Annotated in this window: 10 protein-coding genes; 8 read left to right on the top strand and 2 right to left on the bottom strand. The window is 46.2% G+C overall.

Translation table 11 applies throughout. The annotated features are described in order from the left end of the window. The first annotated feature begins 53 nt into the window (after positions 1-53). Positions 54-518: a hypothetical protein gene (locus MHB82_RS25640; RefSeq protein WP_341176162.1), complete on the top strand. Its 465-nt coding sequence runs from the start codon at positions 54-56 to the stop codon at positions 516-518. A 15-nt stretch (positions 519-533) separates the two neighbouring features. Here MHB82_RS25640 and MHB82_RS25635 read toward each other — a convergent pair whose 3' ends face one another. Beyond that, a complete protein-coding gene (locus MHB82_RS25635) occupies positions 534-1,232 on the bottom strand; it encodes a response regulator transcription factor (RefSeq protein WP_095361771.1) in 699 nt (232 codons plus the stop codon). 341 nt (positions 1,233-1,573) lie between these two features. On the opposite strand from MHB82_RS25635, the gene MHB82_RS25630 reads away from it, so the two are divergent. The 6 genes from MHB82_RS25630 to MHB82_RS25605 all read left to right on the top strand — a co-directional run bounded on the left by MHB82_RS25630 (position 1,574) and on the right by MHB82_RS25605 (position 10,257). Continuing rightward, a complete protein-coding gene (locus MHB82_RS25630) occupies positions 1,574-4,420 on the top strand; it encodes an ATP-binding protein (RefSeq protein ID WP_341176161.1) in 2,847 nt (948 codons plus the stop codon). Between the two features lie 361 nt (positions 4,421-4,781). Continuing rightward, a complete protein-coding gene (locus MHB82_RS25625) occupies positions 4,782-6,128 on the top strand; it encodes a cytochrome ubiquinol oxidase subunit I (protein WP_095361773.1) in 1,347 nt (448 codons plus the stop codon). Beyond that, on the top strand, positions 6,125-7,159 hold the full coding sequence (locus MHB82_RS25620; RefSeq protein ID WP_341176160.1) for a cytochrome d ubiquinol oxidase subunit II: 1,035 nt from the start codon (positions 6,125-6,127) through the stop codon (positions 7,157-7,159). Before MHB82_RS25625 ends, MHB82_RS25620 begins: the two co-directional genes overlap by 4 nt. A gap of 5 nt (positions 7,160-7,164) precedes the next feature. After that, positions 7,165-7,317 carry a cytochrome bd oxidase small subunit CydS gene (cydS, locus tag MHB82_RS25615; protein ID WP_170948273.1) on the top strand — a complete coding sequence of 51 codons (153 nt, stop codon included), beginning with the start codon at positions 7,165-7,167 and terminating at the stop codon, positions 7,315-7,317. Between the two features lie 67 nt (positions 7,318-7,384). Continuing rightward, on the top strand, positions 7,385-8,425 hold the full coding sequence (locus MHB82_RS25610) for an MBL fold metallo-hydrolase (protein WP_095361775.1): 1,041 nt from the start codon (positions 7,385-7,387) through the stop codon (positions 8,423-8,425). 206 nt (positions 8,426-8,631) lie between these two features. Beyond that, positions 8,632-10,257 (top strand): ABC-F family ATP-binding cassette domain-containing protein, encoded by a 1,626-nt coding sequence (locus tag MHB82_RS25605; RefSeq protein WP_095361776.1) that lies wholly within the window; start codon positions 8,632-8,634, stop codon positions 10,255-10,257. Between the two features lie 107 nt (positions 10,258-10,364). Here the strand turns inward: MHB82_RS25605 and MHB82_RS25600 are convergent, their stop codons facing one another. Continuing rightward, positions 10,365-10,553, bottom strand: coding sequence for a hypothetical protein (locus MHB82_RS25600; RefSeq protein WP_095292429.1), 189 nt, complete (start codon positions 10,551-10,553; stop codon positions 10,365-10,367). Between the two features lie 291 nt (positions 10,554-10,844). On the opposite strand from MHB82_RS25600, the gene MHB82_RS25595 reads away from it, so the two are divergent. Then, entirely contained in the window at positions 10,845-11,732 is an 888-nt protein-coding gene (locus MHB82_RS25595) for a cation diffusion facilitator family transporter (RefSeq protein ID WP_095361777.1), read from the top strand. The last annotated feature ends 76 nt before the right edge of the window (positions 11,733-11,808 follow it).

Genomic DNA, 11,808 nt, shown 5'->3' with positions numbered 1-11,808 from the left:
TTTAAATGAAGATCGGCACAATAAGTAGAATGAAACAACTGGAGGTTACAACTATGGAACGTATAACAGTACTTTCGGACGGAAGCCGTGGTATTGCTTATGAGCATATTATCGAATTGTTTAACGAGTGGATGGAGGAAGAGCAAGAAGAACGCATCCGAAGCGAGGAACAAAACCAGAAGCTGGGTTCAAGGTCTACTTGGGGCCGATCATGTTATTGCATTGTCGATTACATGGATGCAAGCCAGGCGGTCTCGGCATCCAATGCCATTCGTGCCTTTTTGCCACAGCTTCCACTGCTGGTCATTACCGATTTCCAATCGTCGATTCGCAGACAGCATGTGCAGCAGATTACAGGTAACGGTGTCATTAAGATGATGCTGTGGAATCAGAGCGAACCGCATCAGCTTTATTTGGACATTCAGAAATGGCTGTACTCCACATTGCAGGATCAAGAAAAAGCTATGCCCTCTGTCATGTCGATACAGAAATACACACGGAGAGGGCATAGCCACTAATTAAGGAATATTGAATTAAGTCACGTACTTATAACCTGTTCCCCAAACGGTCTTGATATAGCGTGGATTTTTGGGGTCAGGTTCGATTTTCTTACGCAAGCTGGAGATATGAACATCAATGGTACGGTCCAGGTAGGCTCGTTCCGATCCTTTAATTCGGTCCATAAGCTCATTACGGGTAAATACCTTACCCGGATATTTGTACAATTCTTTCATAATCTCAAATTCAATATGAGTGACTTCGATTTCTACCCCGTTGACGAACAGTGTCCGTCTATATTCATTCACACTCACATGTCCCGTATGTTCTGATGGTTTATCCTCTTTTGCTGGTTTATCAGGATAAGAAATAGCGGATCTGCGCAGCAGTGCCTTGATCCTTGCGTCCAGCTCCTTCAGACTAAAGGGCTTACATAGAAAATCATCAGCGCCGTTATGTAATGCTCGGAGCCGGTCATTCAGCATTGTACTTGCTGAAATCATGAGAATCGGTACAGTGGAATGCTGGCGAAACGCATCTACCAGATCATTTCCATCCATTTCGGGCAGCATCAGATCAGTCACAACAATATCCGGCCCGAACTGCGGGAATAGTTGAAGTGCCTCACGGGCGTGATGAACCCGTTCTGTTATGTATCCTTCCTCCTCAAGAAAGAAAGCAATCATGTCAGCCAGATTTTTCTCATCTTCTATAAGAAGTACTTTGATAGACATAGAGGTCACACTCCTGATGAAAAGAATTTGTTAAGAAATTACTAAAAAAAAGCTGAGTTTAGTGTAGAAATACCACAAATTTTTTAATGTTTATATTCCAATATATAGGATGTATATGTAGGGGAGTACAAACTTGAGAAGAGCTTCAGTATTTTACCATAGCTGTGGCTATTTTGCCGATCAATCAAATTTTTCCAACAGAAAAACCTTTTAATATATACAGTATAATGTATCAGAGGGATTTGAGGGAAGAAAAGTAGGTAGAACGGCTTTCATTTATAGGAGGTACCAACGTTGTTGTTGAATACGGATATAGAACTAGGCCAAGAGGATTGTAATCCATGCTTCGAATAATGGCCGCCAAAATGCTGGTATGGATTGTAGAGAAATTGCGAATCGCTTGGATAGGAACTGTGATTCTTATTGTGCTTGGAGCCATTGGAAGCATATACCCACTTACCTTGTTTTATGGCGTCCAGTTGATGTTCGGCAGTGCTGCTGTCCTTGTTGCCCTACGCTTGCATGGCGGAATGTATGGTTTTATCACCCTTGCTGCAATTAGTGGAATACATCTGCTTTATAATGGGCCAACTTCACATTGTCTCTACATGGTCTTTGGTCATTTTATTGAGTTGCTCTGGATGCTGGGCTGGCAGATGCGCTGGAAGAACGGAAGCATTATGAAGGCCAATGCCGTGTTTTGGGTCGTGATGTTATTACCTGTCTTGGGGTATGGGCATTATATCCTGAACATGAATCTGGATGAAGTAAAGTATGCATACATGCATATTGCCGTGGTCAGTATGGTTAACGCGCTAATCGCCGGAATCATAGTAGACTTCTGGATCACCAACGGCGAGCTTCCATCGAAAAGGACAGGCACCATCCCGCTTAGCCGAATTGCTTTTAAATATGTGGTCGTGTTTGTTGTTGTGGTCTCCCTATTTCTTTTATCAGCTGATAGCCGCAGACAGTTAAGTCAAATTCATGAAACGATTATATTAAATATGAAACACGCAGCGAATGCAGTGACGAAGGATCTGGATGAACGATTCTTGACGGTTCAAAATATGCAGCGGGGCATGGAGCGCTATCATCATCTATTGGATGTAAACGTCATTATTCTGGATAAGAATGATCGCGTGATTGCTTCCGGACTGGATACCGTAATCATTGGCGAATATTTAAATACAAGCAATTATCGTTACCTGAAAGAGGGGGAGTCCTCCATTATCTTCCGTTCAGGAGACGCTTATTACAGCGATGCGCTCACCTACTGGAAGCATGCTTCATTTATCTATAAAGCAGATGTTGAGTCAGATACTTCTTACCGTGTTTTTGTGGAGACAAGTTCAGCCAATTATTATTCACGAATTGAAAGGATCTATCTGACGACCCTTCAGAGTCTGTTTCTCATTTTTGTAACGTCGATGGTTGTGGCTGCTCCATTAAGCCGAAAGGTGGTGAGTCCTCTGATCAGGCTTACTCGGATGACTGGTTTACTCCCGAGATTATTATTTCGTAAAGGCAAAATGGATTGGCCAACAAGCCATGTCATGGAAGTTCAAATTTTGATTGGCAATCTGCGCAAAATGGCAGATGTTCTGCTTGAACAATTCGAACAGATCCGCCAGGATAAATTAACACTGGAGGACAGGGTTCGTGCACGGACCAAGGAACTGAAAAATAGTGAGGAAATCAAACGCGCCATCATCGATTCATCTATTGATGCCATTATTGCTGTGGATTCCAACGGACTGATCATTGAGTTCAATCCCGAAGCCGAAAGAATGTTTGGGCTAAAACGGGAAGAGGTCGTTCTTGAGACCGATGCTCCGTCCCTTTTTCAGGGGGCGAGTTGCGTGGAAATCAAGGGAATGCTGGAGCGATACGAATATATCCGTGGCAAGCGGCATGCCAATGTCGAGGAGATATCAGGCATTCGCAGAGATGGTTCGGTTTTCCCGATAGAATACAGAATTGTGGAGATTCAGCTCGGCAATAATGAGAAGCTCTATAACTTGTTTATCAAAGATATTACGGATAAAACACGAGCAGAAGAAGAACGTGTGCGTCATGCACTCGCGCTCGAGAAACTGAATGCAGAATTGTTTAATGAAAAAATTGCGATTCAGGAACAGCGCGATATCAGTGAACACTTTATTGAATCCGTTCGGGAAGGGCTGGTCATGTCCGATCGCTCTGGCATGATTACCATCGTTAACCGAAGGGTCGAGGAAATGTTCGGCCTTGGTAACTTCCTGGGCAGATCCATCGAAGAATTTGCCCAAGCCATGGATAAGGTTGTTCTGACGGATGACTTCAATCTGGTGGATCAAACGAGGGCATTTTTGCATGGAGAACGTGCTTTCGTGGAGATGGAATTCAGTTTCAATAACAAGGAGAAGAGTGTGTTTTCCCTCTACATTAAACAAGTGGATGTGCCTGGCAAAAACCATGGGTTCCTGCTTGTGTTCCGTGACCGTACGGAAGAAGAACGGCTGAATCGAATGAAAAACGAGTTGATCAGCGTGGTGTCCCATGAGCTGAGGACCCCAGTAGCAACCATTATGGGTTATGTAGAATTAATGATGATGTATGATTTACCTGCTTCACAGCGACAGGAGTTTATGGAAACGATCTCGTCGGAGGGCAGCCGGCTTAGCAGCCTGCTTGAGGATGTATTGGACATCCAGCGTCTGGACAACGACGGCATGACTTATCATATGACCTATGTACCGCTGCTGGAATTAGTGGAAGGTGTTGCCGAACAATGGAATATCAAATCCATCCAGCGTATCTATGTACATGCCTTTAACGGCGATTTCTTTGCTTATGCAGACCAGAATCGGATGACCCAGGTGCTTCATAATCTGATTGGCAATGCAGTGAAATACTCGCCAGGAACCGAACGGATAGACATTACCATGTGGGAAGAAAATGAGTGGATATGCATTGACGTACGCGACTACGGAATCGGCATTCCGGAGAATGTGCAGGACCAGCTGTTTACGAAGTTTTACCGTGTGGATAACTCAGATCACCGACAGATCGGTGGAACCGGACTTGGACTGTATATCTCACGCAAAATTGTCGAAGATCATCATGGAACCATTACGTTTATATCCGCAGTTGGCAAAGGAAGTACCTTCAAAGTACGTTTGCCCAAGCAGGAGGATCTCCTCTAGGCAGGGGAGTTGTTCAGAGGTGCCATGTAGCTGATTGCCGGAATACACATCACTAAGTCTTTATTTTTCAGTGAACCATGTACTGAAGGATAAAGGCTTTTTTTGTTTTTCAAATTTTCAGGATAAAAAACCATGAACTTTTGCAAACTGTCTATAGCGCCATAATTTGCATCGGATCAAAAGGAGGATGGCAGGTATATGTTTCGCAAACAGGAGAAAACGCTCATTATTGTCTGCCTGGTCGCAGCAGTGGTCGTACTGTATGCCGTTGTGAAAAGTATCATGCGTATCATGAGTTATTGAGCTATTAGGACAAGCAGATACATGAAGCTGTAAATCATGATGAAGAGGAGTGTCACCCATGTCATCGCTGGACCCTGTTCTGCTCAGCCGGATTCTGACCGGTCTGACCCTGGCTGTACATATTATATTTGCCTCCATCGGCGTAGGCGTTCCGCTAATGATTGCGCTGGCCGAATGGCGGGGGCTGCGAACGAACGATATCCATTACACTTTGCTGGCACGCAGATGGGCACGGGGATTTGTCATCACCGTGGCTGTAGGTGTCGTCACCGGAACTTCCATCGGTCTGCAGCTTAGCCTGCTGTGGCCAATGTTTATGCGGGTCGCGGGCCAGGCGATTGCCCTGCCGCTGTTTATGGAGACGTTCGCCTTTTTCGTGGAAGCAATCTTTCTGGGAATTTACCTGTATACCTGGGATCGGTTCAAGAAGAAATACACACACATGCTGCTGCTCATTCCGGTAGCACTGGGATCATCCGCTTCGGCAATATTCATTACAACTGTGAACTCCTTCATGAATCAGCCTCAAGGATTTACCTTGATTAACGGCATCATGAAGGACATTCATCCGATTGCAGCCATGTTGAACCCTGCTACGCCAACCAAGGTTTCTCATGTGCTGGGATCCTCATATACGCTCAGTGCCGGTGTTCTTGCAGGTATTGCTGCGTTCAGTCTGCTGCGTGGGCGTGACCATGTTTATTACAAAAAGGCACTTAAGCTCACCACGGTATGTGCCCTAGTGTTTGCGGTTAGTACAGTCATGCTCGGCGACTCCTCGGGCAAGTTTCTGGCCAAATACCAGCCGGAGAAGCTGGCTGCGGCAGAATGGCACTTCAAGACCATGAAGGAGGCCCCGCTCGTCTATGGCGGAATACTCGACGAGAATAATGAGGTGAAATATGCGATTGAAATTCCGTATGCGCTCAGTATTCTCGCGGGAAATCGGCTGGACACCGAAGTGAAGGGACTGGAAGAGTATCCTGCTGATCTGCGGCCGCCGTTGTCCATTCATTACATGTTTGACCTGAAAGTAACGACAGGGGTGATCATCCTGCTGATTCCTGTTCTGTATGTATTCCGCCGATGGCTTCCGGGACGAAAGCCGTATCCGAAATGGCTCCTGCTCGGCATTGTTTTCCTCGGTCCGCTAGCCATGGTTGCGATTGAGCTGGGCTGGATGTTTGCCGAAGTCGGCAGGCAGCCATGGATTCTGCGGGGATACATGAAAGTGTCTGAGGCGGCTACTACCTCGACCTCGGTAGGGTGGATGTTGGTTCTGTTCATCCTGTTATATCTGGTCCTTTGTTTTTCTTGCATTCGGGTGCTCAGCAAGCTGTTCCGCAATAAGGAAGCTGAGAAAGAGCTGGAGTCGCTTGGACTTGAGGGAGGGATTGTCCATTGAGCTTCGAAATTGCTGGCATTGCGATATTATGGACATTTTTGTTTGGTTATTTGATCGTGGCTTCCATTGATTTTGGAGCGGGATTTTTCAGTTTTTATAGCTTGCTCACAGGGCATGAGAACAAAATCCATAACATTATTCAGCGCTACCTGTCACCGGTGTGGGAAGTGACGAATGTGTTTCTGATTTTTTTCGTCGTTGGTTTGGTAGGGTTCTATCCGGATAGTGCCTTTTATTATGGAACAGCTCTTCTGGTTCCCGGCTCCCTGGCCATTGTGCTGCTAGCGATTCGGGGGGTCTACTACGCGTACAATACCTATGGCAATCATGGTAAAAACAGTCGCATCTACATGGCTTTATATGGTGCGACGGGATTGTTGATCCCGGCTGTCTTTTCTACGATTTTGGCCATTTCAGAGGGTGGAATTATTGAGCAGGTTGGTGAGCAGGTGTTTTTTCGCTGGGGTGAGTTCCTGACGAATCCATATACCTGGTCGGTTGTACTGCTTGCGCTCGTAAGTGTGCTTTATATTTCGGCGATGTTTCTGTCCTATTATGCCAAGAGAGCTGAAGATGAGGCAGCATTTGAGGTGCTGAGGGAATATGCGCTGCTGTGGAGCTTGCCAACGATTTTTGCCAGCTTCCTGGCGTTCCTGCAGATTAACAAACAGAATCCCTTGCACTTTGAGCAAATGGTCAATATTTCGTGGATGTTTATCGCATCATTTATTTGTTTTGTTATTGCGGTCTCTCTTGTGTGGAAGCGAAAGTACCTCGGGTGGTGCTTTATCGCCGTGATGCTTCAGTTCGCCTTCGCCTGGTATGGATACGGCAGGTCGCATCTGCCTTATATCCTGTATCCGTACATCAACATCTATGACAGCTTTACCAACCGGACGATGGGGATCGCACTCATCACGGCATTCAGTCTCGGTCTGCTGGTACTGATTCCGTCGCTAATCCTCATCATGAAGCTGTTCCTGTTTGATGCGAATTACGTCCGTGGCCAATCGGGTAAAAAGAAAGGATGAACCTCATGAATCTGGAAGGGGCAACAGGCATTCCGGGCATAACGGGTTTGAGCTTCTTTGAAGAATTCACGATCATGTATGCACCGCCGCTCATTATTGTTGCTGCGATTGCGTTTCTGTTCGTGTATCTGGCAGTATGCAAAAACCCAAAAGATTAATCCGCCTCTCTTTTTTCAAAAAGGCTTAGGTTGGGTTAAGATATTAGGAAGGGAGGAGGGCCCTTTCATGCCGAAAATCCGTTATAACAACATTGATAATGTAAGTACGGACAAAACGTTAAAGGAATTCAAGCAGTGGAGGGAGCAGCGGCGGAGCAAGGTGAAGGATTATTCGTATACCGTGCCCAAACACCCGCCTGAGCTGGATTACCTGCATGCCAACCGGGATGAGACAACGATTACCTGGATCGGTCACTCCACTTTTTTTATTCAATATTATGGACTGAACATCGTGACTGACCCCGTGTGGGCCGAAAAAATGGGATTTCAACGGAGACTGGGTGCCCCCGGTATTCCGATTCAAGATATTCCACCGCTGGATGTCATCCTGATATCCCATTCTCACTATGATCATTTGCATCTCGCTTCATTGCGGAAATTGGTTACCGCCAAAACCTTGCTGATTGTACCGGATGGGCTTAAACGAAAAATGGTGCGCAAGGGCTTCCATCGTTGCCATGAGATGAAGTGGTGGGAGCATATCGTGCTCGGCGGCGTCAAAATCACCTTTGTCCCTGCACAGCACTGGACCCGCCGGACGTTATTTGATACGAATACATCCCACTGGGGCGGATATGTATTGGAGCAGCATCATGCACTGACAACTTCGGCCGAGGAGAGTGCGGCTGCAAGTGAACAGAACGAACCGTCCTCAGAATCAAGAACGCAGACATCGCAGCAATCAGAGGGACCGCCTGTTTTGTATTTTGTTGGGGATACAGGATACTTTCAGGGCTTTAAAACGATTGGAGAGCGCTTTGACATCGGTGTTACGTTAATGCCGATTGGTGCCTATGAACCCGAATGGTTTATGACATCCCAGCACGTCACGCCGGAAGAAGCGCTGCAAGGATTCGTGGAGTCCGGCTCACAGCTTATGGTTCCGATGCATTATGGTACGTTTAAACTCGCGGATGATACGCCTAAGGAAGCGCTGGATCGGCTGGAAGTCGAACGTGAACGACTCGGAATCCACAAAGAACGAATCCGGGTGCTCGGACACGGTGAGACCCTGCGTATTCGTCATGAGGATCATAGAAAGAGCTAACAAAAGCGGGCAAAAATATGCTAAGGTAGGGGTATATCCGCAGCAAATGCACAATTACCAAAACTTTAACGAGTAAAAAGCGGCTAATTTTCGAATTTGCCGTTTTTTTGTGTTATAATATGGTGCCAGAATAGGCTACGGGATATTGAATCCATGATTGCTATGAATGCAGTAGCAGATTATTAAAATAAAGGATGGTATGCTTAATGATTAGTACAAGCGGCATCACGCTCCGCTACGGAAAACGTGCACTTTTTGAAGATGTGAATATCAAATTCACGCCAGGCAACTGTTATGGCCTGATCGGCGCCAACGGAGCCGGCAAATCAACATTCCTGAAAATTTTGTCCGGTGAAATTGAAGCAAACTCGGGAGAGGTGCACATCACCCCGGGCGAACGTATGGCCGTTTTGAAGCAAAACCACTTTGAATATGATGAGTACCCGGTTCTCGAAACCGTAATTATGGGCCACAGCCGTCTTTACTCCATCATGAAAGAGAAGGATGCACTGTATGCCAAAGCGGACTTTACTGAAGAAGATGGTCTGCGTGCCGGTGAGCTTGAAGGTGAATTCGCCGAGCTGAATGGCTGGGATGCTGAGCCGGATGCAGCGGCGCTCCTGATCGGTCTGGGTATCGATCGTGATATGCATGAGAAGAAGATGACAGAGCTGAGCGGTAACGAGAAGGTTCGGGTCTTGCTGGCACAGGCATTGTTTGGTACTCCAAACAATCTGCTGCTCGATGAGCCTACCAACCACTTGGATCTTGAATCCATTCAATGGCTCGAGAACTTCCTGATGGATTATGAAGGTACAGTTATTGTTGTATCCCATGATCGTCACTTCTTGAACAAGGTATGTACGCACATTGCGGATATCGATTTCGGTAAAATCCAGCTGTACGTAGGTAACTATGACTTCTGGTACGAATCCAGCCAACTGGCGCTCGCGTTGCAGCGTGATGCGAACAAGAAAAAAGAAGAGAAGATCAAAGAGCTGCAAGCCTTTATTCAACGCTTCTCCGCGAATGCATCCAAGTCGAAGCAAGCAACTTCGCGTAAGAAACAGCTCGACAAAATCACGCTGGACGATCTTCGTCCATCAAACCGTAAATATCCGTTCATCAACTTCAAACCTGAGCGTGAAGCAGGCAAGCAATTGTTGACTGTCGATCGTGTAAGCAAGACAATTGATGGTGTGAACATGCTGAATGAAATTAGCTTCGTGGTGAACAAAGGGGATAAAATCGCATTTGTTGGCCCGAATGGTAATGCCAAATCGCTGTTGTTTGACATCCTTATGGGTGAAGTGGAAGCGGATAGCGGTGAGTATACTTGGGGTGTAACAACATCACAGGCGTATTTCCCGAAAGACAACTCCAAATATTTCGACGGTGTAGACATGACGCTGGTGGATTGGTTGCGTCAGTATTCCAAAGATCAGGATGAAACGTATCTTCGCGGATTCTTGGGTCGTATGCTCTTTTCAGGCGAGGAATCCTTGAAAAAGGCAAGCGTACTCTCCGGAGGAGAGAAAGTTCGCTGTATGCTGGCAAAAATGATGCAAACGGGTGCGAATGCACTGATTCTGGATGAGCCAACAAACCACTTGGATCTCGAATCTATTACTGCCCTGAACAATGGTATGATTGATTTTGACGGCACGATGCTGTTCACGTCCCATGACCATCAGTTCATCCAAACCATTGCGAACCGGATTATCGAAATTACGCCAAATGGCCTTATTGATCGCCAAATGAGCTATGATGAATATCTGGAAAGTGAAGAAATTAAAGAACTTCGCAAAAAAATGTATCCGGTTGAAGCTTAAAAATAAAATATTGGGGTTCAGAACCCCAATGTAATAAAAAAGAACCGTAAGCCCTGTTGAAAGGAGCTTGCGGTTCTTTTTCTTGTATAAGCAGATCCGAAATTTCTCTAGGATCCACCTGTACGGCGGCGCTGATTGTTAGGCTTTTTATTGTTTTGGCTCTTCATCGCTTTTGGTCCGCCTTCAAAGTAGGCGCTGGATTGGTTACCAGAGTTCGCCTGTTGTTTCTTCTGCGCCAGTTTCTGGCGTATGGCATCCTGCAAACTGATTTTTTTTGGTTCAGTGTTTTCGCTCATCATTGTTTCCCTCCCGGTCTTACAGTAAGCCGTCCGAATTGGACGGGATGTACCTATTTTATACGTTTTGCAAAAGCCCCACAAGGGCAACCTGATAATAAGAGGGGATCCTTCACTTTTTGACTAGACCAACACTTTTTCTCTAAGCCTACAGCCATGCGGTTTGGCAACTTTGTTTCGGCTTCCCTACAGCCATGCAACTTGGCAACACTGTTTCTATAGACCCACAAGGGTGGCATTTGGTACCATGTAAAAACCGTAATACGAAACGTAAAAGGAGTGTCGCCCGGTTTGAACGCTTATGAAGAAATACGTAAAGGGGAGCGGGGGGCTTGGGTCAGCATCGCAGCTTATCTGATCTTGTCCGCCTTTAAGCTAATCTGTGGATATTTATTCGCTTCCAGCGCATTGCTGGCAGATGGTTTTAATAACCTTACGGATATTGTTGCTTCGGTTGCCGTATTGATTGGACTTCGGATTTCCCAGAAACCGCCTGACTCAGACCATGCTTATGGTCATTTCAGAGCAGAGACCGTTGCTGCTTTAATTGCATCCTTTATTATGGCCATGGTTGGACTACAGGTTTTGGTTGAAGCAGTACGTTCATGGTATGAAGGGGACTTTGCAGCACCTAACTTATGGTCTGCTGCCGTCGCTGTAATCTGTGCGGTGGTTATGCTGGGCGTATACCGTTATAATCATCGCTTGGCGCTGCAGATTAACAATCAGGCGCTCATGGCCGCGGCCAAGGATAATCGGTCAGATGCTTGGGTGAGTATCGGAGCGGCAGTCGGCATTGTGGGGGCCCAATTTGGTTTACCGTGGTTGGACAAGGTAGCTGCAATTGCTGTAGGACTTCTGATTTGCAAAACCGCCTGGGAAATCTTCCGGGATTCCACGCATCGCTTAACGGATGGATTCGATCAAGATCAGTTAACGGATCTTAGGTCATCTGTAGCACGGGTTCCTGGAGTAGAGATGATTAAGGACGTCAAGGCACGTGTACATGGGAGTCATGTGCTTGTGGATGTAGTCATTGAAGTGGATGGCGGGCTTAGTTTAATTGAAGGTCATCGGATCTGTGATCAAGTGGAGGAACGGCTGAAGCGTTCACACAATATTATGCATGTTCACGTGCATGTTGAGCCGAGAATGGAAGACACAGCAGAACCTACCTGAGTGATCTGAGCTAAATATTTTGTTTGAAAAAGAGGACAGTCGCTATGAGCGCTGTCCTCTTTACTTATGTTTAGAA

Source organism: Paenibacillus sp. FSL K6-2862, assembly GCF_038005125.1.
Classification (GTDB): Bacteria; Bacillota; Bacilli; order Paenibacillales; family Paenibacillaceae; genus Paenibacillus; species Paenibacillus illinoisensis_A.
The sequence above is the reverse complement of the archived record's forward strand: the minus strand, read 5'-3'. Positions and strand labels throughout refer to the sequence as shown.

Excerpts from the sequence above, each read along its gene's own strand:
- MHB82_RS25640 (WP_341176162.1), top strand. The coding sequence starts at position 54 with ATGGAACGTATAACAGTACTTTCGGACGGAAGCCGTGGTATTGCTTAT.
- MHB82_RS25635 (WP_095361771.1), bottom strand. The coding sequence starts at position 1,232 with ATGTCTATCAAAGTACTTCTTATAGAAGATGAGAAAAATCTGGCTGAC.
- MHB82_RS25630 (WP_341176161.1), top strand. The coding sequence starts at position 1,574 with ATGCTTCGAATAATGGCCGCCAAAATGCTGGTATGGATTGTAGAGAAA.
- MHB82_RS25625 (WP_095361773.1), top strand. The coding sequence starts at position 4,782 with ATGTCATCGCTGGACCCTGTTCTGCTCAGCCGGATTCTGACCGGTCTG.
- cydS (WP_170948273.1), top strand. The coding sequence starts at position 7,165 with ATGAATCTGGAAGGGGCAACAGGCATTCCGGGCATAACGGGTTTGAGC.
- MHB82_RS25610 (WP_095361775.1), top strand. The coding sequence starts at position 7,385 with ATGCCGAAAATCCGTTATAACAACATTGATAATGTAAGTACGGACAAA.
- MHB82_RS25605 (WP_095361776.1), top strand. The coding sequence starts at position 8,632 with ATGATTAGTACAAGCGGCATCACGCTCCGCTACGGAAAACGTGCACTT.
- MHB82_RS25600 (WP_095292429.1), bottom strand. The coding sequence starts at position 10,553 with ATGAGCGAAAACACTGAACCAAAAAAAATCAGTTTGCAGGATGCCATA.